This is a genomic window from Gallionella capsiferriformans ES-2 (assembly GCF_000145255.1).
GTDB lineage: Bacteria > Pseudomonadota > Gammaproteobacteria > Burkholderiales > Gallionellaceae > Gallionella > Gallionella capsiferriformans.
Genome location: NC_014394.1, coordinates 899,410 through 922,566 on the forward strand (window position 1 = coordinate 899,410; position 23,157 = coordinate 922,566).

22 protein-coding genes and 1 pseudogene are annotated in these 23,157 nt (G+C 53.6%); 20 read left to right on the forward strand and 3 right to left on the reverse strand.

What is annotated here, in order from left to right; genetic code table 11:
• Window positions 1-71 precede the first annotated feature (71 nt).
• Window positions 72-902, forward strand: a complete 831-nt coding sequence (locus GALF_RS04255) for a hypothetical protein (protein WP_013292824.1) — start codon at window positions 72-74, stop codon at window positions 900-902.
• A 121-nt stretch (window positions 903-1,023) separates the two neighbouring features.
• On the opposite strand, the gene GALF_RS14835 is transcribed toward GALF_RS04255, so the two are convergent.
• Window positions 1,024-1,488 (reverse strand): transposase, encoded by a 465-nt coding sequence (locus GALF_RS14835; RefSeq protein WP_013292825.1) that lies wholly within the window; start codon window positions 1,486-1,488, stop codon window positions 1,024-1,026.
• Window positions 1,489-1,756: 268 nt separating this feature from the next.
• Between GALF_RS14835 and GALF_RS04270 the strand changes: the two genes are divergently transcribed.
• The 4 genes from GALF_RS04270 to GALF_RS04285 all read left to right on the forward strand — a co-directional run bounded on the left by GALF_RS04270 (window position 1,757) and on the right by GALF_RS04285 (window position 5,948).
• Window positions 1,757-3,079: an IS701 family transposase gene (locus GALF_RS04270; protein WP_013292826.1), complete on the forward strand. Its 1,323-nt coding sequence runs from the start codon at window positions 1,757-1,759 to the stop codon at window positions 3,077-3,079.
• 249 nt (window positions 3,080-3,328) lie between these two features.
• A complete protein-coding gene (locus tag GALF_RS04275; protein ID WP_013292827.1) occupies window positions 3,329-3,994 on the forward strand; it encodes a response regulator in 666 nt (221 codons plus the stop codon).
• Window positions 3,991-5,328: an ATP-binding protein gene (locus tag GALF_RS04280; RefSeq protein ID WP_013292828.1), complete on the forward strand. Its 1,338-nt coding sequence runs from the start codon at window positions 3,991-3,993 to the stop codon at window positions 5,326-5,328. Before GALF_RS04275 ends, GALF_RS04280 begins: the two co-directional genes overlap by 4 nt.
• Before the next feature lie 116 nt (window positions 5,329-5,444).
• Window positions 5,445-5,948, forward strand: a complete 504-nt coding sequence (locus GALF_RS04285; RefSeq protein WP_013292829.1) for a hypothetical protein — start codon at window positions 5,445-5,447, stop codon at window positions 5,946-5,948.
• A 313-nt stretch (window positions 5,949-6,261) separates the two neighbouring features.
• Here GALF_RS04285 and GALF_RS04290 read toward each other — a convergent pair whose 3' ends face one another.
• On the reverse strand, window positions 6,262-6,639 hold the full coding sequence (locus tag GALF_RS04290) for an HVO_A0114 family putative DNA-binding protein (protein WP_013292830.1): 378 nt from the start codon (window positions 6,637-6,639) through the stop codon (window positions 6,262-6,264).
• A gap of 165 nt (window positions 6,640-6,804) precedes the next feature.
• Between GALF_RS04290 and GALF_RS04295 the strand changes: the two are divergent.
• From GALF_RS04295 to GALF_RS04320, 6 genes and pseudogenes are all read left to right on the forward strand, one after another.
• Window positions 6,805-7,293, forward strand: a pseudogene (locus GALF_RS04295) (TolC family protein); the annotation flags it as partial.
• 31 nt (window positions 7,294-7,324) lie between these two features.
• Entirely contained in the window at window positions 7,325-8,533 is a 1,209-nt protein-coding gene (locus tag GALF_RS04300) for an efflux RND transporter periplasmic adaptor subunit (protein WP_013292831.1), read from the forward strand.
• Window positions 8,534-8,542: 9 nt separating this feature from the next.
• Complete coding sequence (locus tag GALF_RS04305) at window positions 8,543-11,629, forward strand: efflux RND transporter permease subunit (RefSeq protein ID WP_013292832.1); 3,087 nt, start codon at window positions 8,543-8,545, stop codon at window positions 11,627-11,629.
• 57 nt (window positions 11,630-11,686) lie between these two features.
• Window positions 11,687-12,043, forward strand: coding sequence for a P-II family nitrogen regulator (locus GALF_RS04310; protein ID WP_013292833.1), 357 nt, complete (start codon window positions 11,687-11,689; stop codon window positions 12,041-12,043).
• 103 nt (window positions 12,044-12,146) lie between these two features.
• Window positions 12,147-12,368, forward strand: coding sequence for an SHOCT domain-containing protein (locus GALF_RS04315; RefSeq protein ID WP_013292834.1), 222 nt, complete (start codon window positions 12,147-12,149; stop codon window positions 12,366-12,368).
• Window positions 12,369-12,439: 71 nt separating this feature from the next.
• The gene (locus tag GALF_RS04320; RefSeq protein WP_013292835.1) at window positions 12,440-12,835 is read left to right on the forward strand and encodes a DUF302 domain-containing protein; all 396 of its coding nucleotides are present in this window, start codon (window positions 12,440-12,442) and stop codon (window positions 12,833-12,835) included.
• 158 nt (window positions 12,836-12,993) lie between these two features.
• On the opposite strand, the gene fur is transcribed toward GALF_RS04320, so the two are convergent.
• Complete coding sequence (gene fur, locus GALF_RS04325) at window positions 12,994-13,425, reverse strand: ferric iron uptake transcriptional regulator (protein ID WP_013292836.1); 432 nt, start codon at window positions 13,423-13,425, stop codon at window positions 12,994-12,996.
• Window positions 13,426-13,525: 100 nt separating this feature from the next.
• On the opposite strand from fur, the gene GALF_RS04330 reads away from it, so the two are divergent.
• The 9 genes from GALF_RS04330 (at window position 13,526) to traD (ending at window position 23,154) form a co-directional block, all read left to right on the forward strand.
• A complete protein-coding gene (locus GALF_RS04330) occupies window positions 13,526-13,843 on the forward strand; it encodes a cupredoxin domain-containing protein (RefSeq protein WP_041938251.1) in 318 nt (105 codons plus the stop codon).
• A 9-nt stretch (window positions 13,844-13,852) separates the two neighbouring features.
• Window positions 13,853-14,677, forward strand: coding sequence for an FTR1 family iron permease (locus tag GALF_RS04335; RefSeq protein ID WP_013292838.1), 825 nt, complete (start codon window positions 13,853-13,855; stop codon window positions 14,675-14,677).
• A gap of 5 nt (window positions 14,678-14,682) precedes the next feature.
• Window positions 14,683-14,892 (forward strand): hypothetical protein, encoded by a 210-nt coding sequence (locus GALF_RS04340; protein WP_223293728.1) that lies wholly within the window; start codon window positions 14,683-14,685, stop codon window positions 14,890-14,892.
• 436 nt (window positions 14,893-15,328) lie between these two features.
• Window positions 15,329-17,488 carry a heavy metal translocating P-type ATPase gene (locus GALF_RS04345; RefSeq protein ID WP_223293729.1) on the forward strand — a complete coding sequence of 720 codons (2,160 nt, stop codon included), beginning with the start codon at window positions 15,329-15,331 and terminating at the stop codon, window positions 17,486-17,488.
• Window positions 17,489-17,663: 175 nt separating this feature from the next.
• Window positions 17,664-18,713: a DMT family transporter gene (locus tag GALF_RS04350; RefSeq protein WP_013292842.1), complete on the forward strand. Its 1,050-nt coding sequence runs from the start codon at window positions 17,664-17,666 to the stop codon at window positions 18,711-18,713.
• Between the two features lie 585 nt (window positions 18,714-19,298).
• Window positions 19,299-20,216 (forward strand): replication initiator protein A, encoded by a 918-nt coding sequence (locus GALF_RS04355; protein WP_013292843.1) that lies wholly within the window; start codon window positions 19,299-19,301, stop codon window positions 20,214-20,216.
• Window positions 20,217-20,497: 281 nt separating this feature from the next.
• Window positions 20,498-20,944 carry a conjugative transfer protein MobI(A/C) gene (mobI, locus tag GALF_RS04360; RefSeq protein ID WP_013292845.1) on the forward strand — a complete coding sequence of 149 codons (447 nt, stop codon included), beginning with the start codon at window positions 20,498-20,500 and terminating at the stop codon, window positions 20,942-20,944.
• Window positions 20,941-21,333: a hypothetical protein gene (locus GALF_RS04365; protein WP_013292846.1), complete on the forward strand. Its 393-nt coding sequence runs from the start codon at window positions 20,941-20,943 to the stop codon at window positions 21,331-21,333. Before mobI ends, GALF_RS04365 begins: the two co-directional genes overlap by 4 nt.
• Window positions 21,334-21,336: 3 nt before the next feature.
• Window positions 21,337-23,154: a conjugative transfer system coupling protein TraD gene (gene traD / locus GALF_RS04370; protein WP_013292847.1), complete on the forward strand. Its 1,818-nt coding sequence runs from the start codon at window positions 21,337-21,339 to the stop codon at window positions 23,152-23,154.
• Window positions 23,155-23,157: the final 3 nt, after the last annotated feature.

The window sequence follows — 23,157 nt, forward strand, 5'->3', positions numbered from 1 at the left end:
AGAGCCAAAAAATCCTGAACCATAGGCATCTTGATTAACTATTTGGCTCAATCTCACCGAGAAAAATAACAATGACCATCAAAAACCGACATCGTCTTCTGCTGCGAGTAAGCGCCGTGGTTAGTATGGTCGTGTGCGCAAAACTCGTCGTGCACTTTTTAGGGTGGGAAGCGCTCTCGATCAACCCATTGTTCTCAGGGATTGTTGCTGCCAACGTCTTCCTAATGGGGTTTCTTTTGAGTGGCGTCTTGTCAGATTTCAAGGAAAGTGAGCGTCTTCCGGGCGAGCTGAGCGCATGCCTAGAGAATCTGGCGCAAGAAGTATCCGGGATCCGATTCGCAAGACCTGAAGCAAAAGTGGGACCTTGTCTGATCCTGCTATCGCAATTGAGTCAGGATATTCTGAGCTGGTTTCATAAGAAACACCGCACATCGGAATTGATGGAACACTTGAATGATCTAACACCCCAGTTCGCTGCGATGGAACAATGGTCTCAAGCGACACTGGTGGCTCGATTGAAGCAGGAGCAGAGCAATCTCCGGCGCACGCTCATACGCATTCACACGATTCGAGAAACATCCTTTGTTTCCTCTGGGTATCTACTCGCCGATCTCATCACTATTCTTCTTTGCATTGGGCTTGTATTGGTAAAGATCGAGCCATTTTACGAGTCGTTGTTCTTCGTAAGTGTTATATCGTATCTGATGATTTTTCTCCTCATGCTCATCCGGGATCTTGACAATCCGTTCGGTTACTATGAGCGCACTTCTAGTGAAGACGTATCTCTCAAGCCGCTTGAGGATACAGTGGGCCGGCTTGCGCAGATAGCCAGCGTCGAAGCATCTGCTCCGGATGGTGGGCTTGCGGCACGGCTTGATCATATTGGAATACCGAAGGGCTGAGGCAATCTGTGAGTTGATCGTTGACGGTCTGCAATCTGAAAAGAACCGGTCATTCTCGTCAATCTCTCTGATTGGGCGTGGCACTGAGCAGGGATTCATGAGAAATGCGATTATTCGAGCGTCATTGTTCAATTTTTTTTTGCAGTAAAACAACCACTCCGCAAACGGGGTGTTCGAGTTGAATTGGCCGAGAGGTCAGGGCGGCAAATACGCCCACCTGGCTGTTGTCCGTCTTGCCCAGTCGGCCATTCCACTGCCGGGCAACACCCGCCGAGTGTTCTCCCTTCTTGGCAAAGCCGCTCTCGTCAATCACCAGCGCCGTGCCGCCTCGCTCGAAGTGCGCATTGGCATCAGCCACCAGTTGTCGGAGTACGCCGGCGCGATCCCAGGCGGACTCGCTCAGCATGTGATGCAACCGCTGCGGACAACTACCCGCGACAACATCCACCATGCGTTCCATGTTGGCCCGAGTGGATTGGTAGAGACCATGCAGGTAAGATTTGGCCGCCCCGGCGACTGAGCGCGCCGTGGGTTCAAGACAGGAGGTTGTAGGGGGTGAAATGGCCGTCCAGATTGGACTGAACATTCGCCACCAGCGTGCGAATGCAATTGACATATTTTATGTTGGCATGGTTATTTACTCCATACCATTTCATATAAACAAGATGTTGTATTATATGTACTCAAGTTTAGACATTCAGCATCAGAACAGCGGGCATTAAAGCGGTAGCAAAACAGAGATTTTGGACGTAAAAATATTCATAAAATGAGCAAAGAACACTTGACAGAAAGAACGGTTCGCGCGGTCGCCGCCCTACACGCGAGGGTGTTTGTCGTGTGTAGGGCGGCGACCAATGAGGCGTTTTTTACTCCTCGTTTTGTTCCCCATGCCCTACGCTCAAACTGTTCGTCTTTGCCTGTCGAATTGGATTACTCATCTACTCACCGCCGTTCCATTGCGTTCACGCGCCACCTTCGTCGAACTGCTGTGCGGTTGCCTGATTTCCCCGGAAGGCTGGGTGACGCGCGCGATCAGCGCCATTACCCGTCGCAAACATTGGACGACGTATTACAAGCTGCTGGAGCGCGGCAGTCTGAGGACGCTGCGTTTGGCTCACGCGTTGTTCGAGGTGGTCGCGCAGGCGCTGCCGATGGAAATACTCAATCTAGTGATCGACGACACGCTGATTCTGCGCCAATCAGAAAACGCACCGGGCAGCACGATTCGGCACGATCACGCCAAGAAGGCCAATCAGACGCAATATGTACTGGCGCAATGTTGGGTGACTTTGGGTGTCAGTGTTTTGGGCAGTGCGGGACACAAATATGTGTTGCCCATCGTGTCACGTCTAGTGCCGGTCAGCGGGAACCGCAACAAGCTCACCATCGCGTTGTCCTTGGTGCGCGGACTGGCTCCGGTGATGAAGGGCAAGCCTGTGCGAATATTATTCGATGCCTGGTTCATGCGTGCGCGACTGGTATTGCCGCTGCTGGCCCGAAGGATGCGAGTCATCGGTCAGGCACGTCGCGACACAGCGCTATTCTTGCCGCCCGTCGTATTGGACAAGGCGGGACGTGGACGACCCAGAAAGTACGGGATAAAAATGACGCCCGATGCGATCCTGGCTTTGCCGGTAAGCGAAGTGAAACTGACGTTGTATGGCAAGGAGCAGTTGATTCGTCTGCGCTCCGTGGTCGCGCTGGCGCGCTTCCTCAAAGGCGCACCGGTGCGCGCCGTGTGGTGTTCGTTCTACGATACGGACAAACAGAGTTGGTCAAAAGCGCGTTTGCTGTTGGCAAGCGAAACCGAGTTAAGTGCCGAAGAAGTCTTGCGATTGTACGCACGGCGCTGGGGCATCGAACCGTTGTTTCACAACCTGAAACGCTGGTGGGGCGTGAACAATCTGTGGCAGCAAAAACGCACCGTATTGGAACTATGGATGCAGATTCGTTCGACGGCGTGGACGCTGGTTCAGTTATTGAGCTTGGTCGCGGAAGAGTCCTTCCCGATCAACGTTGTGGCACCGTGGCGCGACAAACAACCGCTAACGGGCGGCTTGGTGGCGCAGTGGCTACGGATGGAATTTACCGGACTTGCTTTCAGAGATGGATTCAACCGGAAGTCCGGGATATTCACCTTCCCGGAACAGCGCGGCGACCCAAGATTGCGGGTGTAGCACCGCTGTCAGCAGCAGACAGCAAGCGTCTTAACCAATTCAGCCTCAATTGTGCCACCGCTCCGGTGACGCAAGGATGAGGGCTGAGAGTCTAAAGTTGAGTTATATGTATATGACAACGGAAGATGATTGAAAATCAATCTAACGAAGTAGAACTAACCGGCACTTCAGCCGAGATACCTGCGAAACGCGGCGCCTGTCGCGAAATAGGAGGCTGTCCATGATGTCCCTGCGCGCTAATATTCCAACATGAGAGTCCTTCTCGTCGAAGACGACCCGTTGCTCGGCGATGGCATTCGTGCCGGATTGATGCAGGCCGGGTTTGCCGTCGATTGGGCGAAGGACGGTCGCGAGGCGGAATTGGCCGTTTCCGGCGAGCCTTATGATGCGGTAGTGCTTGACCTCGGCTTGCCCCGCCTGCCTGGCATGGACATGCTGCGCCGGACGCGCACGTCGAAGAACCCTGTGCCAATCCTTATTCTGACGGCGCGCGACTCGGTCGCCGACCGTGTCGCCGGACTGGATGCCGGCGCCGACGACTATCTCATCAAGCCGTTCGACCTCGGCGAACTTCAGGCACGACTGCGCGCCCTGGTTCGCCGCGCCAAGAGCCAGATAGAGCCGGTGATTGCGCATGGCGCGCTGTATCTCGATCCGGCGGGGCGCAGCGTGACTCTGGCGGGGCGGTCGGTGGAATTGTCGGCGCGCGAGTTCGCCATCCTGCATGAGCTTCTGCTCAATGCCGGCCGCGTGCTGTCCAAGGCCCAGCTCGAGGAAAAACTCTACGGCTGGGGCGAGGAGATCGAGAGCAACGCCGTCGAAGTCTTCGTGCACCACCTGCGGCGCAAGCTCGCGCCGGATCTGATCCGCACCGTGCGCGGCGTCGGCTACATGATCGCAAAGGAGCCGGCGTGACGCCTTCCCTGCGCCGCCGGCTGCTGGTACTCCTCTCGGGCACGGTGCTGCTGGCTTGGGCGGCGACCGCGATTTTCAGCTATCTCGATGCGCGCCACGAGATCGGCGAGATGCTTGACTCGCATCTGGCGCAATCCGCTGGCCTGATTGCCGCCCAGCTGGAGCATGAAATCGACGACGACAAGGGCGGCATGGTACCGCGCCAGTACAAACAGGAGCGCAAGATCGCCTTCCAGGTCTGGGACAGGAGCGATTCGCTGCGGCTGCGCTCGGCCAGTGCACCGGAGACGCGTTTGAGCGAGCGTGACGACGGCTTCGCCGATGCCGTGATCGGAGGCAAGCGCTGGCGCGTCTTCAGCCGCTGGGACGAGGATGGCCGCTACGTGGTGCAGGTAGGCGAACGCTACGAACTGCGCGACGAGCTGGCCGAGAGCGTTGCCGGCCATCTGATGCATCCGTTGGTCATAGCCTTACCCGTGCTGGCGCTTCTCATCTGGTTTGCCGTAGGGGCCGGGCTGGCGCCGCTCGGACGCCTGGCCGCCGAGGTCGGCCGCAGGGCGCCGGACAATCTGGCTCCGCTGGAGGAGTCGCGCACGCCGCGCGAGGTGCGGCCGCTGCTTGGGGCGCTCAACGATCTGTTCGAGCGGCTGCGGGCCTCGCTCGAGCAGGAGCGCCGCTTCACGGCGGACGCCACGCACGAACTGCGCACGCCGCTCGCCGCCATGAAGGTCCAGGCCCAAGTGGCGCTCGGCGCGGTCGATGCGGAGGAGCGTGCGCATGCGCTTGCGCAAGTCGTCACCGGCACCGACCGCACGGCGCACCTGGTCGAGCAACTGCTCATGCTGGCACGCCTCGATCCGCAGACGGCCCTGGCCCATGCCCGTCCGGCAAGTCTGCGTGCCCTGGCGGCGGAATGCGTCGCCGCGCAAGCGCCCGCCGCGGCTCAGAAGAACGTCGAGATGGGGCTCGCCGCGGATGACGAAGGCCTGGTCGCCGGCGACAGCACGCTGCTGGCGGTACTGCTGCGCAACCTGGTCGACAATGCCGTTCGCTACAGCCCCGCCGGCGGCGAGATCGAGGTGAGCATCGGCCGCGAAGAGGGGTCAGTGCTTCTGTGCGTGACCGACAAAGGTACGGGTATTCCTGAGGTCGAGCGTAGCCGCGTATTCGAGCGTTTCTACCGCGTGCTCGGCAGCGGCGAGGAAGGCAGCGGTCTCGGGCTTTCCATCGTCAAGCGCATTGCCGACCTGCATCGGGCTTCCATCGAGCTCGCCGACGGGCTAGGCGGGCGAGGTCTCGCGGTGTCGGTGAGGTTTCCGGCCTGGGCGGGCTGAATTCCCTCCGAAACGGCAGCCCTCTGTTTCTTCATCCCTTAAGCTTGCCTTAAGGTGTGTCGTGGATACTGCCTCTACGCCAATCAGAAAGGCGCAACCTTAATCACGGAGGATTTATGTCTGACAAGCAGCAACTATCGAAGCTTCTGGCCGTTTTCGGCCTGACTCTCGGCCTCGTCGCAACCAGCGTCTGGGCTGCCGAAACCGCAACACACAAGCATGATCACGACCAAGCCGACGCCCGCGCCAAGCTCTCGCTCAATAACGGCAAGAAGTGGGCGGCCGACGAGTCCCTGCGCAAGGCGATGTCGAATATCCGCAATGCCATGGACGCCTCGCTGCACGACATCCACGAAGGCAAGCTGTCCTCTGCCAAGTACAGCGCACTGGCCGGGAAGGTGAATGATGAGGTGGGCTACATGGTGAGCAATTGCAAGCTCGAACCTAAGGCCGATGCGCAACTGCACTTGGTCATTGCCGATATTCTCGAGGGTGTCGAGGCGATGGAAGGCAAGGTCAAGAAGGTGAAGCGCCAGGATGGCGCGGTGAAAGTAATAGGTGCGCTGGAGAAGTACGGCACCTATTTCGATGATCCCGGCTTCAAACCGATCAAGGACTGAACATCCAGTTATTACTCTGGCGGAGGCGGGCTTTATGCCCGCCTCAGATCGCTGACAAACCCCAAGGGCGAGAGCATCAGCGCGATAGCCCGCGACCGCGACCTCAATCTATCCCGCAATACCGTCAAGAAATACCTTGAATACTGAGGTGGATCCTATTTATCTGCGAGAGCGGCAACCGGTTCTCAAACTGGGCACGCTCCAGCCTGTGCTGGAAACCTGGCTGGAGAAGGGGACTGATCTGACCCAATGAAAAATACCCGCCACCAAACTACAGCGGGTATTTTTTGGGTGAGGGAATGCCGTCGCCTATTCAGGCAACAGTAACCCGATCTGCCTGACGGCAAACGTCAATGTCGACTGTGAGGTGGTGAATGACGACTTCGGGAACCTTGGCTTTTCCCAGTCCTTGATGCAGTCTGACAAAACCACTGGCCACCAACTTCCCCAATGTGCGACTCACGTTCGGCTCGGCTCGACCCACCAGGCGAGCCAGATCGGCCACCGAAGCGGGCTTCTTCTCGTCGATGGTCGCCAACAATTGTCGATTTTCCGGAGTCAGAAGGCGAACGACGGCCTCAATAGACTCGAACGAAATCTGCCCTGCATCGCGTGGTGCTTGTTGTTCGCCACGAGCCACAGAGATCATTTCGGCTTTCAGGTCTTTCATTGATTGAATTTTCAGTTCCATCTTCAATCCTCCTTGTCCTCTACAAAATCGAAGGCGACATCCTGTTCCTGCAATGTGCGTTCTGCCTCCGTAAAGAAGTCCTCGAGCAGCTGTTCTACCGATACAAAATCGTAAGGGCGTCCATCGTCGTCCCTGGTTCGATGCCAGTGATCCGCCGCCAGAAGTCGGCTTGATCTGGAGCGCGCGTCGGTTTACCCGGACGTGACGGTGGGTTTGGGTACAGGACGTGGAACCCCTGATAACTCCGGATTGAATGTCACGGCGTTAAGCTTATCCGTACCGCTGCCACTGTTTCGCCGCAACGGCACAGGAATCGGGCGCGCGACGACCGAATTGACCCAGATGCAGGTGCAGCGACAATCCGCGCAACGCGATGCACGCGCCCAGGTGTTGGCTCTGTGGGAGCGCTGGGTACATCTGAAAACGCGCGTCAAAAGGCTGAGCGAATCGGCACTGCCAAGTCTGGCAGAAAATCAGCGCCTGTCTTCAGTTTCTTTTCGTGTCGGTGAGATTGGCTTACTGCAATTATTGATTGTGAATCGCCAAGTGCTGGACGGGCAGCGGGATTTGCTCGACGCACGGACTGAACTTCGCCTGACCCAGGTTAACTTGGAATCGGCAGCAGGCTGGCAGCCTGCGCGCAATAACCATTGAACAAAAAAATTAAAGTTAAGGAACGCATGACATGAAAAATTTACGCAGCGAACAAAAGCTAGACCCAAGGCGATTAATCTATTGGTTACTGGCAGGTGGTTTGTGTATCACCCTTCTTGCAGGATGCGGCGACAAAGCTATGCAAACTGAACCTGCCAACGATGCCGTGGCAGCATCTAAACCTGAAAAACAGGGCGAGAAAGATGCCGAAATGTTGCTTGTTTTAAGCGCCGAGGAGGTCGAAAGAGCTGCAATCAAGGTAGAGAAGTTGGAATTGCAAGCGCAAGCTGTGCAGGTGGTGGTTACCGCCACAATCCAGGCGAATCAGGACAGACTCGCCCACGTTGCACCTCGCATGGCAGGTCGCATTATCAAGGTTAGTGCCAACCTTGGAGACAAGGTGAAACTGGGGCAGGCACTCGCGGTGCTTGACAGCATTGAGTTGGGCGATGCGCGTTCCAGCTACCTGCAAGCGGTAAGTGAATCAGAAGTCGCACAGGCTGGATTCGAGCGTGCGCAGCGATTGAACGCTGACAATATCATTCCTGAAAAGGATTTTCTGCGCACCCGAGCCGAGTATGAGAAAGCCCGTGCTGCCTTGCGCGCCGCAGGTGACAAGTTACGCATGATGGGCGTTGTCCCTGAAAAACTTCAAGGATCGGCATTTCCGCTGACTGCTCCTATTGCGGGAATCATCATCGAAAAAAAGGCGGTGCTAGGAGAACTTGCTCAGCCGGATTCATCCTTGTTTACAGTGGCTGATTTATCCAAGCTATGGATAGAAAGTGATTTGTTTGACAAGGACATCGGCAAGATCAAGCTCGGTGCCAAAGCTGATGTCACAGTATCCGCTTATCCAGGCGTAGTGTTCAAGGGGCAACTTACCTACATTAGCAGCATGATGAATAAGGAAACACGCACGATTAAAGCGCGTGTGGAAGTGCCGAATCTTGACGGCAGACTGAAACCTGAAATGTTTGCCAGTGTCGCGATAAACACCGAAGGGGCGGGTGCTAAGGTGTTCATCGTGCCTGTTGACGCAGTGTTGCTACTGCAAGGAATACCGACCGTTTTCGTCGCTGAAAAAGGCGGGTTTGAACCCCGCGCTGTGGAAGTGGGTGAACGAGCTCAAGATTACATCGTGCTTAAATCTGGCGTAGCGACGGGCGACAGCGTGGTGGTAAGCGGTGCTTATGCCCTTAAGGCACGCCTGCTCAAATCGCAAATCAGTGCGGAATAGGGAGAGATCATGCTGAACTATATTGTGGACCTCTCGTTGCGCTACAAGGTGTTGGTGTTGGTAGCGTTTGTGTTGGTGGTGTTGCTGGGCGTGAAAGCCTGGCGTGAAGTGCCGGTGGATGCTTTTCCTGATGTGACGCCAGTGCAGGTAAGCATCTATACAGAGTCACCGGGTCTGGCTGCCGAAGACGTGGAAAAGTTGCTGACCTTTCCGGTGGAAACCGCCATGGCCGGTCTTGCTGACGTGGAAGAAATCCGTTCGGTATCGTTGTTCGGCCTTTCCTATGTGAGCGTTTATTTCAAGGATAATGTTGACATCTACTTTGCCCGTCGGCTGGTCGGCGAAAAGCTGATCGAAGCCAAAAACCGCATTCCTCAAGGGTATGGAGAGCCGGGATTGGGCCCGAATACCTCGGGGCTGGGACAGGTGTTCTGGTACACCATTGAAGCGGCAGATAAAAAGTTATCGGAAATGGATCTGCGCACGTTGCAGGATTGGAATGTTCGTCTAGTGCTGCGCACTGCATCGGGCGTCGATGACGTGATGTCATGGGGTGGGCAGGAAAAGCAATATCAGGTGCTGATCAATCCCCAAAAGCTAATTAAATACGGCCTAAACTTCAAGACTGTGATGGAGACACTCGCGGCTAATAACCGTCAGGTCGGAGGGCAATATCTCGATATTGGTCAGGAGCAGTATCTGGTGCGTGGGCTCGGTTTGGTTAGCAACGTGCAGGACATTGGCAATGTGGTATTGGCCACTCGTGAAGGGACACCAGTCTATGTGCGCGACGTAGCCGAAGTCAAAGAAGGGCCAGCACTGCGCTCCGGCGCTGTCACCAAGGACGGTAAAGAAGTCGTATTGGGTATGGCGTTGCAGCGCATTGGAGAAAATGCCAAGAACGTGGTGGACGCGGTGAAAAAGAAACTCAATACAGTGCAGCAGGCCCTCCCGGCTGGCGTTGCCATTAATACTGTTTACGATCGCACCGAACTGGTAGATAAGGCAGTCAAGACGGCGGAAAACGCGCTTATCGAAGGTTCTATCCTGGTGGCCATTATCCTGTTCCTGTTTCTGGGAGAGATACGTTCCGCCGTGGTGGTTATCATCGCATTGCCGCTAGCCATGATGATCAGCTTCATCATGATGCAGCGGTGGGGATTGTCGGCCAATCTGATGTCGCTTGCGGGACTGGCCGTAGGCATCGGCATGATGGTAGATGGTGCCGTGGTGATGGTGGAAAATGGATTCCGTTTACTTTCACATCAGACAGGCAAGACGGTGAACAAGACGCATGTCATTCTGGAAGCGGCGCGGGAAGTAATCAATCCGACTGCGTTTGCGATTCTAATCATTATCGTGGTGTTTTTGCCATTGTTTGCCCTTACAGGCCTGGAAGGTAAGTTGTTCAAGCCGATGGCGCTTACCATCACCTTTGCAATGGTAGGTTCGCTGGTGTTGACCTTGACGCTGGTGCCGGTCATGTCGGCACTGATCTTGAAGCCCAAGGAAGAGAAAGACACTTTTATCGTTAAGTGGGCCAAAAGACTCTATCTTCCGTTGCTGGATTGGGCGCTGGAAAATAAGAGAAAAGTGGTTTCCGGGGCGTTGTTATTGCTGGTGGCATCTCTCGCGTTGATTCCTTTTCTTGGTAAGGAATTCATGCCCACCTTGCAGGAGGGTGGCATTATGTTTCGGGTGACCAGCATTCCTTCTACTTCCCTCGAAGAATCTATTCGTCTCTCCAAGCGTATCGAAGCCGAGTTAAAAACTTTCCCGCAAACCGATTCTGCCATAGCGATGATTGGGCGGGCGGAAAAGGGCGAGACTTCCGATGTGAATTATATGGAGATTCTGGTGAATCTCAAACCGCGCGACCAGTGGCCCAAGGCCATTTCTTTCCCGGATCTCTCCAGAGAGATGCAGGATAAGTTGGAGCAAGCCGTTCCGACTGCTGTGTTTGCGGCTACCCAGCCTATACAAATGCGCGTCGAGGAGTTGATTTCCGGGGTGCGTGCCACGCTCGCGCTAAAGCTTTATGGTGAGGATCTTGCCACCCTGGATCGTCTGTCTGGGGAACTCCAAAGGGTGCTTGGCAAAGTGCACGGTGTTGCGGATCTGTCGCTGGAAGCCAACAAAGGCAAGCCGCAGATGGTGGTCAGGGTAAAAAGGGATGAAGCTGCGCGTTATGGTATCAACGCTGACGAAATTCTTGAGTTGGTGCAAGCTGGCATCGGCGGCAAGGCAGTGAGTACGCTGATAGATGGGGTTAAGCGTTTCGACATCCAGGTGTGGCTCGCCCCTGAGTTCCGCAACAGCGTGGAAGCTATCAACAATATCCCGATCCGTACTCAGAATGGTGCTCTGATACCGCTTTCGAAAATCGCCACAGTGGACTTGGATGAAGGTTATTCCTTTGTGCGACGCGAGCAGTTGCAACGTTATGCGGTCATACAAATGGATGTGAAGGGGCGCGATGTTGACAGCTTCGTGAAAGAAGCCGAGGCGAAAATCAAACGCGAAGTGAAATTGCCGAGCGGCTACTGGATCGAGTGGGGTGGTGCGTTCGAGAACCAGCAACGCGCCATGGCCAAACTGACACTGATCGTGCCACTCACCATCGGACTGATCTTCATCCTGTTGTATACGGCATTTAATTCGCTTACCTACGCCACGCTGATCATTGCCAACGTGCCGTTCGCCACTATCGGCGGTGTGATCGGGCTATTCATTACCGGACAATACCTGTCTGTACCATCGGCCATCGGATTTATTGCCGTATTTGGTGTTGCGATGCTGAACGGCATCGTGCTGGTGACTTTTTTAAATGATCAACGTGAACGGGGCTTGTCGGTGCGTGCAGCTGTTAAGCAAGGTGCCGCATTGCGATTAAGACCAGTTTTGATGACGGCTTCCATCGCCATCTTCGGTCTGGTGCCGATGCTCTTGTCTTCGGGTGTGGGCGCGGAAACTCAGCGCCCGCTGGCGACGGTCGTGGTGGGCGGATTGTTTACCTCTACGGCGTTGACGTTGCTGCTTTTGCCGTTGATGTACGAGTGGGTGGAGACACGCCGCGAACGCAAACAAGCGAAGTAAACCAGTAGCGTGCGGCATGACCGGGCCGCACGCAATCACTAAATCAGGAGAATCCGCATGAAAGAAATCAAGGCTTATATCCACAACCACCGCATCGCCGATGTGATTCGCGCCGTAAAAGAATCAGGGCTGTGCAACACGGACGGAACGCCTGGCTGCCGCAATCTTGCCGTCATCCCGGTGCAAAGCCTACTGAAGGCGGTGGACGCCAAGGAGCAACACTATTCCATCGAATTGGCCGAGACAGTTATCAACGAATCGAAGCTGGAACTGGTTTGCGAGGATCGCCAGGTGGACGAGCTGGTGGCCATCATCGGGCACGCCGCCCGCACCGGCCAAGCCGAGGCTGGCTGGATTTACATCAGCGACATCATCCAGGCAGTTCCGATAGCTGGTTGGCAATCCAAAACTTGAACGTAATGCGCCAATTAGCCGGAATTCTTGTGTTTATACATTGCGCTTGTCACCTTACGAACGAAGCAGGTGTGTACGTAATTAACGCAAAAAGGAGGAAATTATGATGTGGGAATACGGGATGGGCTGTGGATGGCTGGGCATGGCGTTGTTCTGGCTGCTGCTGATTTTTCTGGTTTTGGCGGTGGTCAAATATCTTGCTGGTAAGAACGGGGGCGGTAGTGAACCCGCCAAAGCGCTAGAGATGCTGGATGAGCGGTATGCCCGAGGCGAAATCGGTCGTGATGAGTATCTGAAAAGGCGGGATGATATGAAGGGGATTTAGCAGGAAGTTTCTGGCCGCTAGGGCGTTTGTGCGGCATGGCTTGGTTATAAATGCAATTCAAGGAGAACAACATGGAAATTCGTTATGGATTTGGCAAGAAAGCTGTACTAGATTTTGACAGTGCTTTGGAACAAGTGGTACGTGCTTTGCAGTCCGAGGGTTTTGGTGTGTTGACCGATATCGATGTGGCTGCCACGATGAAAAAGAAACTCAATGCTGAGATGCCACCTTACCGCATTCTCGGTGCTTGCAATCCCCCGCTGGCTCATCGTGCATTGCAGGCTGAGCCGTCTATCGGTCTGCTGCTCCCCTGTAACGTGGTCGTGCGCCAGGATGAGGAAGGCTCGGTGCATGTGGAATTCATTGATCCAGCCGCCGTACTGGATTTGGTAAACAAACCTGAGATCAGCCTGCTGGCGATTGAGGTACGTCAGCGGCTGGAGCGGGTATTGGCTGCTTTGCCTTAATCTTTAGGAATATGCCTGTGTCCAGTGCTGTTGCTGGATGGGTCAGCCTCAGCCAGCTCAAAAATGATGCTTGACAACTGGAAATAAAGAACTTTGCAGTTTTTTCAAACCCGTAGGGCAGGGAGATTCAGGCAATGAAACATTTGACGAGGGAATTTTCAGCTTTGTATTTTATTGGGGCATTTTGGCTTGTTACAGTCTGCGTAGATATAGAGAGAGTGGTCGTGAATGGTAAATCCGCGATCGGTGGCGGCTTTTTTCTGGCGTGCCTCAATAGTTGCGTCGTAAAACTCTTCGACATGGCCGCATTGCATACACACGATGTGATCATGGTGTTCGCCCTGATTAAGTTCGAACACCGATTTGCCGCCCTCGAAATGGTGCCGCATCAGCAGACCAGCCTGCTCGAACTGGGTGAGCACGCGATAAATGGTCGCTAGGCCGACATCGTCACCGCTGGCGAGCAGCAGCTTGTATACCTCCTCCGCGCTCAGATGGCGTTGCTTGCTAGCTTCGAACAGGCTCAACACCTTGAGCCGTGGCAAGGTGGATTTTAGACCGACAGTTTTTAGGTGATCAGGTTGGTGCATATCAAGACCTTTTAGATTTCTGAGTCATCATGTCAGGAAATACTTGTAATTGCAAATAAGAATGATTATCATTCATGGCCAGTTAACTACGGGGTTCGCCATGAAACGTCTTTCACTTATTTTCCTGCTACTACCATTCGCTGCCTATGCAGCCGATGCCGACTATACGCTGATCATCAAGGATCACAGCTTCCAGCCGTCTGAGTTAACCATCCCGTCAGGCAAGAAAATCAAGCTCTTGGTTGAGAATCAGGATGCCACCCCCGAGGAATTCGACAGCCACGATCTAAACCGGGAAAAAGTGATTGCCGGACGCGGCGCCGCGACGATTTACATCGGCCCACTTACGCCCGGACGCTACGCCTTCACCGGCGAATTTCACGCAGCAACCGCCCAAGGTTCAATCGTCGCAAAATAGGAAAATATCATGTTCGCAACTGCCATCATTGTTTTCCGGGAAGTATTGGAAGCTTCCATCATCATCGGGATTCTCACTGCCGCGACGCGCAGCATTCACGGCAGCAAACGCTGGTTGGCCGCTGGACTGGTGGCTGGATTAGTGGGTTCGGGATTGGTCGCCGCTTCAACCGACGTGATCGGATCGCTGGCCAGCGGCATCGGTCAAGAAATTTTCAACACCATCGTACTCGGCATCGCGGTGCTGATGCTGGCATGGCACAACATTTGGATGGCGTCTCACGGTGCTGCGCTGGCGACCAACGCTCGTTTAGTGGGTAGTGCCATTCGTGACGGAAACAGCGAGTGTTCGGTGCTATTTGTTATCGTCGGGCTGGCTGTGCTCAGAGAAGGTTCAGAAACTGTGCTGTTTCTTTATGGCATCGCAACATCTGGTGAGGGCGGACAGTCTTCAATGCTGCTCGGCGGCATGGTTGGCATGCTGCTCGGTATTGTGGTTGGTTACACAATATTTGCCGGGCTGCTGCGCGTGCCGATGCGCTGGTTCTTTGCTGCTACTGGCATATTGGTGTTGCTATTAGCAGCAGGCATGGCCTCGCAGGCTGCGCATTTCCTGATTCAAGCCGATTTGTTGCCCAGCCTCGCCTCGCCGCTATGGGACACGTCTGCGCTACTGCCGGAAAGTGGACTAACCGGCATATTACTGCACAGTCTGATTGGCTATGACTCACGTCCGGCAGGAATGCAGATCATTTTTTACCTTACTGCACTGATTGTCATTTTCATCGGCATGAAATGGGCTGCTCGTTCGCAGCCAACCACGGTACGAAAATAATCATCGTGAAAAATTCTTTCGCGTTTTCGTTTGCTAATTTATTTTCTCTGGGCATCCTGCTATGCGGAATTGTTGGAGCGCAGGATGCTTTTGCCGGTGCTGCGGATTATGTCTATACCCCGCAGTCGAATATGGTGAGCGGGAAATTGATATCAAGTACGGCACAGCCTCGTCACAAGCCGGAAATCCCGCAAAAGTTGCCAGCATCGGATTAGGTTTCGGCGCAAAGGAATATTGGTTCACAGAGATATATTTAAAACAGGTTCGTAGCGGAAACACAGAGGTCACGCTGGCTGAATGGGAGAACAAGTTCCAGCTCACCGAGACTAGTAATATCCGCTTGATCTTGGCTTTGTCATCGAAACGGAAGCCCCGTTAAGAGGCGATGCGCCGTGGGAGCTCAGGCTGGGGTCATTGCTTCAGACAGACTCCGGCAAGCTCCAGATGAATGGCAATTTGCTTTTTGAACGCGCATTTGAAAAGACCGATAAAAGTGGTGTGCCATACGGTACCAATTTGACCTATCAGTGACAAGCAAGACAGCGCCCAATCACACCTTCAGGATGCAGATTGAGTACGAGTTCTAAAGAAACTCAGAATTTTTCAAGCCACAGAAACCTAGTGAAGCCAAGGTAGATCATGAAACACTCAATGTTCAATATTCGTAACATGGACTGTCCAACTGAGGAGGCGTTGATCCGCAAGCGTCTCGGGGCTGTGACGGGCATAAGCGAACTCACCTTCAATCTCATGGATCGTCGCCTTGGCGTTGAACACACGCTGGCCGATGAGCAACCTATCCTTGATGCCTTGCGTGAAATAGGCATGAATGCGGTTCCTGTAACGGAGGCGGATACCGTTTCAAAATCTGAAGCCGTTACGCACGTCGTATCTCGCCGGACTTGGATTTTCATGACAGTGTCCGGTATTACCGCCATCACCTCGGAAATCATCGTATGGAGCGGTGCTGACGAGCAGTCATTGGCTGTGATCGCTCTGGCCTTGTTGTCCATTGTGACCGGCGGTCTTGGCACCCTGAAAAAAGGCTGGATCGCGCTCAAAAATTTCACGCTCAACATGAACTTCCTGATGAGCATCGCCACGATAGGCGCAATTTCCATCGGGCAGTGGCCGGAAGCGGCGGTGGTAATCTTTTTGTTTGCGTTGTCCGAGTTGATCGAAACATTTTCACTGGAACGTGCCAAGCATGCGATTCGCGGTCTCATGGCGATGACGCCCGAAACGGCCACGGTACGCATCGACGGTGGCGAATGGGTCGAGAAAGGGGCGGCTGATGTGCAGGTAGAGCAAATCGTCCGAGTCAGGCCGGGTGAGCGTATTCCGCTGGACGGTGTGGTCACGGCGGGCGGCAGTTCGGTGAATCAGGCACCGATTACCGGGGAAAGTATTCCTGTGGCGAAGACTGCGGGCGACCCGGTTTTCGCTGGTACGCTGAACGAGCGCGGGGTGCTGGAATTCCGCGTGACGGCAACCAAGGGGCACACCACGCTTGACCGCATTATCCGCTCGGTTCAGGAGGCGCAGGGTCAGCGCGCGCCGACACAACGCTTCGTTGACCAATTTGCGCGTTACTACACACCTGCTGTTGTGGCTTTTGCGGTTCTGGTGGCAGTCGTGCCGCCGCTGTTGTTCGGCGCGGCGTTCGAACTCTGGTTTTACAAGGCGCTGGTCATGCTGGTGATCGCCTGCCCGTGCGCGCTGGTAATCTCCACACCGGTCACTGTGGTGAGCGGTTTGGCCTCAGCCGCAAGGCAGGGCATTCTGGTTAAGGGCGGCCTGCATCTGGAGAATGGCCGACTGATCAAAATCGTGGCACTGGACAAGACCGGCACGCTCACCCACGGCAGGCCTGTTGTGACCGATGTGATTCCGCTCGTTGATCAAGCTGTGGACGTTTTGCTCCAACTCGCTGCTAGTGTGGATGCACATTCCGGGCATCCAGTCGCGGCCGCCATCGTGTCGGCCTGGCAGACATCTGCCGATGGGAGTGCGCGTTTGCTGTTACCGGTTGCTTCATTCGAGTCCCTCACTGGTCGCGGCGCGAAAGCGGTAATTGAAGACCAACTCTATTATGTCGGCAACCATCGCCAAGTAGAGGAACTGGGTATTTGCGGGCCGCATGTCGAAGAAGTGCTAAGGCGATTGGAAGAGGAAGGCAAGACAGCCGTGGTGTTGACCACCGAAAATGCGCCACTGTGCATCATCGGCGTTGCCGATACGTTGCGCGGTCATAGTGTCGAGGCCATCAAACAGCTTCATGCACTCGGCGTGGCTTCGGTGATGCTGACTGGCGACAATCAAACGACTGCCAATGTGATCGCTGCTGAAGTGGGTATTGACGATGCGCGTGGAAATCTGCTGCCAGAGGACAAATTGGCGGTTATTGATGATTTGATTGCCCGATATGGCAAGGTTGGCATGGTGGGGGACGGTATCAATGATGCGCCGGCGCTGGCCAGGGCATCCATCGGTTTTGCCATGGGTAGCGCCGGAACCGATACCGCCATTGAGACCGCCGACGTAGCCTTGATGGATGATGATTTGCGCAAACTGGCCCGGTTTATCGCGCTGAGCCGTTATACTTCCCGTGTCTTACGGCAGAACATCACGCTGGCCATCGGCATCAAGGTCGTGTTCTTTGCCTTGGCACTCGCGGGGAAAGCCACGCTCTGGATGGCGGTTTTTGCAGATATGGGTGCCAGCCTGATTGTGATATTTAATGGCATGCGCTTGCTCCGTATTAAGGGCGGTATTGAACGCGACCACATAAAATCTGGCCATACGAGATGAATATTTGGTACGGCATCCGGATCACGGCAACCAAGAGGCTGGTTATCAAGGCAGCGGAAACTGTATGGAATTTCAGGCATCAATTCTTACTCATGAACCCGCTATATTACTGTTTAAACAGAATTATCCTCGCCAACCCATGTGCTAAACGCTACATTATCTGAAAGCGGAAAAGATGAACTGGAAAGAAGCAGTTTGCCAACCGGGCATACCCGCAGCAATAGGGGCAGCTTTGTTATTTGGCACGGGAACACCTTTAGCGAAGTGGCTGCTTGAGTCTGTTGATCCGTGGCTGTTGGCGGGATTGCTCTATTCGGGTTCAGGTATTGGTCTGCTACTGTATCGTTATTTGATTCATGCTCCTGCCGTTCGATTACCAAAGAATGAGGTGTCGTGGTTTGCCGGATCAATTCTTGCTGGCGGCATCGTCGGGCCTGTGCTGCTAATGATCGGCCTGACCGGTATGCAAGCATCTGCCGCCTCTCTCTTGCTAAATGCTGAAAGTGTATTTAACGCGCTACTGGCATGGTTCGTTTTCCGAGAAAACTTTGATCGGCGCATCGCGTTAGGCATGCTTGCTATTGTGGCTGGTGCGGTCGTATTGAGCTGGTCGGTAGACGCACATTCATCTGGGTTATGGCCGATGCTGGCAATTCTGGGCGCATGCCTAGCATGGGGAATAGACAACAACCTGACGCGTAAAGTATCGCTCACAGATGCCACATGGATTGCTTCGGTAAAAGGTTTGGTGTCTGGAGGTGTCAACCTGACGTTAGCCTTATGGTTGGGTGCTTCAATACCGGCACTCCCGCAACTGGCAGGCGCAATGCTGGTTGGCTTGCTGGCTTATGGCGTAAGTTTGACACTGTTTGTAGTGGGGCTACGTCATCTGGGTACGGCGCGCACGGGTGCCTATTTTTCAATTGCGCCGTTCTTCGGTGCTTTGCTTGCTGTGCTGATGGGTGAGCCGGCCACGCCACCACTGCTCTTGGCTGGAGCGCTCATGGCACTAGGTGCTTGGCTGCATCTCACCGAGCACCATGAACACCCGCATATACATGCGGAGTTGATGCATGACCATGAGCATACTCACGACGAACATCACCAGCATGAACACGATTCCCAGACAACACCGGGTAGCCAACATCGCCATTTGCATCATCATGAACCACTGACACATGCTCATCGACATTTTCCGGATGCACATCATCAGCATAAGCATTAGAAATACTTCCGGTATCTATAGAATGCAGGATTGGACCAAGTGCTGAGTTTTTAGGAGAGCAGGTATGGATACCACTACTGTGAACGGACGCTCTCATTTCGCGCTAATCTAGCCGATTTGTCACAGAACGCTTTGTCTCGAAACCGGATGGATGACAACCACCGTGCAATTCGACCGCTATACGTTCAACAGCAGTCGTTCGCACTGCGACATTCCGGATGGATATTTGCAGTTGGCTCAGTAATTGCAGCGGGTTTGGCATTGTAATGACTGGCAAATTTAGTTGAAATATGCCGCGCGTCTAGGAATTCAACGAAGCAACAAAAAAACCTTCACGCTCTGTAGTACGTCTCCAGCACGTCTGGGAATTTCAGTCGCACAGCTCAAAAAGCCGAGTACGTCTGTGGCACGTCTAGGAATTCAGGATGCACCGCGAAAAACTCCTACACGCTCTGTGGCACGCCTATAAATTTTCATATAAAACCCACTGCGAAATACTCTGCAAATTGGACGAGTAGTTCGCAGATTTTTCTTGGGAACAAAACTAGACTTTGCAGAACATCTAATCAACCACCATGGGAACACATGGAAGATCACAGAATTACCAGGATCAATAGCGCTGCATTCAACCACCTCATTTTTTTGGACATCTGCATCGAGTCATTTCTCAGGGACGTGGATTTGTTCTGCACGGATGAGGATATGACGGAAGACGCGAAAGCAGTGTATCGGGAAAAACGGAAGGAGCTTATCGCAAACCTGCCATACCGCACCACTTTCGCTTTAAACCCAGGCGATATGAATGCCCGGCGAATAGAGTACAAGGGCAAGTTTCTTGAGATTTTCCCAAGCCCCACTGGGCTTCCCACCCTGCGTGATCTCGACATTCTGCTGTATTGTGAATCGTGGATCGGCAACGCTCCGATCGAAGACAGAGACAATGACATCTACCGTGTGTTTCAGTTTGAAGTGGAGGATTTTCTGGAATTCTCAGGGCGCAGCATGGGGGGTGATCGAGACGACAGATTGATTCAAGCGCTTGACCGCCTTGCTGGCAGCAAAATTACCACCAACACCATTCCTTTTGGACAGAATTACAGCACGTCATTCAGTTACATTCCGAAATATCGATTGGGGCGCGATGCAAACGGGAAAATAAAAACGGTTACGCTCAAGATAACGTACCGCATTTTTTACCTTATCCAAAATGACATTTTTGACTACTACCATCCAGACTTCTTGCGCCTCTCACCAATACGCAGGGCGATCTACATGGTCGCCATGTGCCACAAAGATGAATTGTTCTCGCCAGTAAACTTATCCTTTGCCAAGTTGCATCAAATGACTGGCACAACGTCGCCTCTCAGAAAACTCAAACAAACCCTACGCGATTTAATGGACAACCCTATCCCCGGTCACTCGTTTGAGATTAACGAGGCAGACGAGACAGTAACTTTTACGCAGAGAAGGGATGTCGATGTAGAGGCCAGGTATGTCGGGTAGAGTGAAAAGCATCGTTGCCAAACATTCCGCTCGCCGAATCGCCCGTCAAACATTTCCCCCGAATGTTGCCAAACGTTCCTCCTGTAACTATATGATTATATTGAAGCCAAATGTTCCGTTTTTGTCTGCCAACCGTTCCGATTGCATGTATTTAGATGGTTTTGCAGGATGTGTTTTACCGCGCGAATTCAGTCTGTCCGCGTAGATGTAAAGTTGCGCTGAATCGATAGATTCCGCGCTGGGCAAATTAACGGTGTTTTTCATTTACAGCGAGGGCAGATTTGACTGCATTTACCGAAATAACCAGCGTTACACCCGCAATCGAGCTTCTGTACGGGCGACTCAGTACACTCGAAGCGCAAGCAACAGATATGTGCAGGCAGCACTTTACTTTTGTCATGGCGGGAAACAAAAGCAGAGACTGGGCGCAAAAGAGCGTCTTGTTTGCTCAGGCCAGAATGCGGGATAACAGCCTGACGGCGAACTGGTATGAAATCCAATGGTATGGCTCAAAAGCAGCAAAAACCCGCCGCATGACCAAAAAACTTATCAGGAAACAAAAAAGTGATTACGGCTATAACTTGGCAGTGCTATTCAAGTTAACCCAGCCGTGGGAGGAAGACATGGTGCGGGAGGTTGAGCAGGCGCTAAGAGACATCCGCAGAGAGGTGGCCTTCATAAGTAAAGCAATCGGACTTCTCAATCACCTTGTCAAAGAATGCAAATGAACGAATTCAAAACATTGGTGGGCGCCTTGGCAGTGCAGTCATTCCGCTACAACACTTTTCGCGGTAAATGGACGGATATGCCGGAAGCGACTGGGCTATGCCTCACCTTGAGCATCCTGTCGTTTTCAAGCTGCACCCTTGCAATCTACGTTGAGTACAACATCGAAATGGCGTTTGCGATTCCTGTGGTATGGCTATCGGCGGTCTGGTTGTTTGCAGCCGAGGAGGGTTCATGGCAAATCAACAAGCGACTTTTATCGGCCCTGTCTCTGCTTGCTATTCCAATGGGGCTTCTCCTGGTGATGTTCGGTAGCGGTCACGAATTCCTCGAAGTGACAATGGGGATGTATATGTCGGCAGCCATGTTAACGCTCAAAGCGAGAGCGTAATCAATGAAAGCCTTTTACGAGTGGGAATCACCGTGGCGACCCAACATAGAAGCAAAGATGGCGGCATCCTGGGGGCTGGCAGCAACGGCAACTTTGGTTGTCGGGAAATACATGCCGGTGCCGCTCCCGTCAAAATTCAGTGCCATTGCCATGTCTGTATGCACGGCGATGGCTGTGTATCGTGGGACGCAGGCTTGGCATCGCTATGTTGATAAGACACGCATGGGAAATTACGGCATAGAGTTCATCACCATTCCTGAGTTGATGGACAAGACAGCGTTGGCGACCAAAAAATCATCCGTGTGGCTTGGTACGGGTTTTGACTGGACGGATGTCGAAGCACAAAAGATGCACGCGATGCTTGCCCAAGGCGTTGCTCAGACTATTGGCAAGATCACCAACGAGCATCACTTGAACGGTGAATACTGGATACACGGGCTGGATAAAGAGACTGATCGGTTTATGGAGGTAGCTAATCTGGTCGGACATACCTTGCTGGTCGGAACGACGCGGGTGGGTAAAACCAGAATGATGGAGCTACTGATTGGTCAGGCGATCATGCGTGGCGAAACCGTCATCATCATCGACCCGAAAGGGGATCATGCCTTGGCGGAAAATGCCAGGAAGATATGTGCAGCAATGGGATGCCCGGAGCGTTTCGTGTATTTCCATCCCGCCCACCCGGAGAAGTCCACGCCCATCGACCCGATGCGCAACTGGAATCGCCGAACTGAACTTGCCAGCCGGGTTGCTGCCCTGATTCCATCGGAAACGGGCGCAGACCCGTTTGCGGCGTTTGGCTGGAAAGTACTGAACGATATTGTGAATGGTCTGGTGGCAACCGGCGAAAGCCCCAATCTGGTGCACTTGAAGCGTTACATAGAAGGTGGCGCGGACAACCTGTTGCTAAACACATTGCGCCATCACTTCATCGACAAGGTGGCGGATTGGGAATCGCGCTCCAGCGGGTTTGTGAAAAAAAATCGTGACCGGATACTGGAAGCCTATATCGAATTTTACAAGCAGATCGTCATCCATGAAGCGCAGTCATCAGACTTGGATGGCCTGATTTCCACCTTTGAACATAACCGTGACCACTTCCAAAAGATGGTTGCATCGCTCATTCCGATTCTGTCCATGCTGACATCGGATCCGCTGTCCGAGCTTTTGTCGCCCGAAGCCAAAATTGGCGATCAGAAACACGCGACCGACATGGCGAAGATCATCAACAACAACCAAGTGCTTTATCTCGGCCTCGATAGTTTGGCGGATGGCACTGTCGGGAGTTCTATAGGTTCAATTATGCTGGCTGACCTGACCGCCGTGGCCGGTGATCGCTATAACTACGGCATCAACTCAAACAAGCCGGTTAATCTCTTCATCGACGAAGCCGCAGAGGTCATCAATCAACCCACCATCCAGCTTATGAACAAAGGGGGCGGAGCGCTGTTTCGAGTGACGATTGCAACACAGACCTTCGCGGACTTTCCTGCGCGGCTCGGTGATGAGAACAAGGCGCGCCAGGTACTCGCCAACGTCAACAATCAAATTATTTTGCGAGTAATCGACGCAGAGACACAACAGTACATCGCTGACAGCCTGCCAAAAATCAAAGCGAAGTCACTCAACCTGCGCTACGGTCACGGCGTTGACGCGCATGTGCAAGATGAATACCAAGCCTCGTACCAGGAATCAGTTATCGAAGAGGAGGCTGAAATTTTTCCAGCGGCCATGCTGGGGCGTCTTCCGCCACTGCACTTCATCGCAAAGATGTCTGGCGGGCGAATCATCAAAGGCAGAATTCCGATACTCAAGGATTAAGGC

Coding starts and splice junctions, on each gene's coding strand:
- GALF_RS04305 (WP_013292832.1), top strand. CDS start 8,543: ATGCTGAACTATATTGTGGACCTCTCGTTGCGCTACAAGGTGTTGGTG.
- GALF_RS04330 (WP_041938251.1), top strand. CDS start 13,526: ATGAAACGTCTTTCACTTATTTTCCTGCTACTACCATTCGCTGCCTAT.
- GALF_RS14835 (WP_013292825.1), bottom strand. CDS start 1,488: ATGTTCAGTCCAATCTGGACGGCCATTTCACCCCCTACAACCTCCTGT.
- GALF_RS04270 (WP_013292826.1), top strand. CDS start 1,757: ATGAGGCGTTTTTTACTCCTCGTTTTGTTCCCCATGCCCTACGCTCAA.
- GALF_RS04365 (WP_013292846.1), top strand. CDS start 20,941: ATGAACGAATTCAAAACATTGGTGGGCGCCTTGGCAGTGCAGTCATTC.
- GALF_RS04335 (WP_013292838.1), top strand. CDS start 13,853: ATGTTCGCAACTGCCATCATTGTTTTCCGGGAAGTATTGGAAGCTTCC.
- GALF_RS04315 (WP_013292834.1), top strand. CDS start 12,147: ATGATGTGGGAATACGGGATGGGCTGTGGATGGCTGGGCATGGCGTTG.
- GALF_RS04345 (WP_223293729.1), top strand. CDS start 15,329: ATGTTCAATATTCGTAACATGGACTGTCCAACTGAGGAGGCGTTGATC.
- GALF_RS04355 (WP_013292843.1), top strand. CDS start 19,299: ATGGAAGATCACAGAATTACCAGGATCAATAGCGCTGCATTCAACCAC.
- GALF_RS04290 (WP_013292830.1), bottom strand. CDS start 6,639: ATGGAACTGAAAATTCAATCAATGAAAGACCTGAAAGCCGAAATGATC.
- GALF_RS04300 (WP_013292831.1), top strand. CDS start 7,325: ATGAAAAATTTACGCAGCGAACAAAAGCTAGACCCAAGGCGATTAATC.
- GALF_RS04285 (WP_013292829.1), top strand. CDS start 5,445: ATGTCTGACAAGCAGCAACTATCGAAGCTTCTGGCCGTTTTCGGCCTG.
- traD (WP_013292847.1), top strand. CDS start 21,337: ATGAAAGCCTTTTACGAGTGGGAATCACCGTGGCGACCCAACATAGAA.
- GALF_RS04255 (WP_013292824.1), top strand. CDS start 72: ATGACCATCAAAAACCGACATCGTCTTCTGCTGCGAGTAAGCGCCGTG.
- GALF_RS04350 (WP_013292842.1), top strand. CDS start 17,664: ATGAACTGGAAAGAAGCAGTTTGCCAACCGGGCATACCCGCAGCAATA.
- fur (WP_013292836.1), bottom strand. CDS start 13,425: ATGCACCAACCTGATCACCTAAAAACTGTCGGTCTAAAATCCACCTTG.
- GALF_RS04275 (WP_013292827.1), top strand. CDS start 3,329: ATGAGAGTCCTTCTCGTCGAAGACGACCCGTTGCTCGGCGATGGCATT.
- GALF_RS04310 (WP_013292833.1), top strand. CDS start 11,687: ATGAAAGAAATCAAGGCTTATATCCACAACCACCGCATCGCCGATGTG.
- GALF_RS04320 (WP_013292835.1), top strand. CDS start 12,440: ATGGAAATTCGTTATGGATTTGGCAAGAAAGCTGTACTAGATTTTGAC.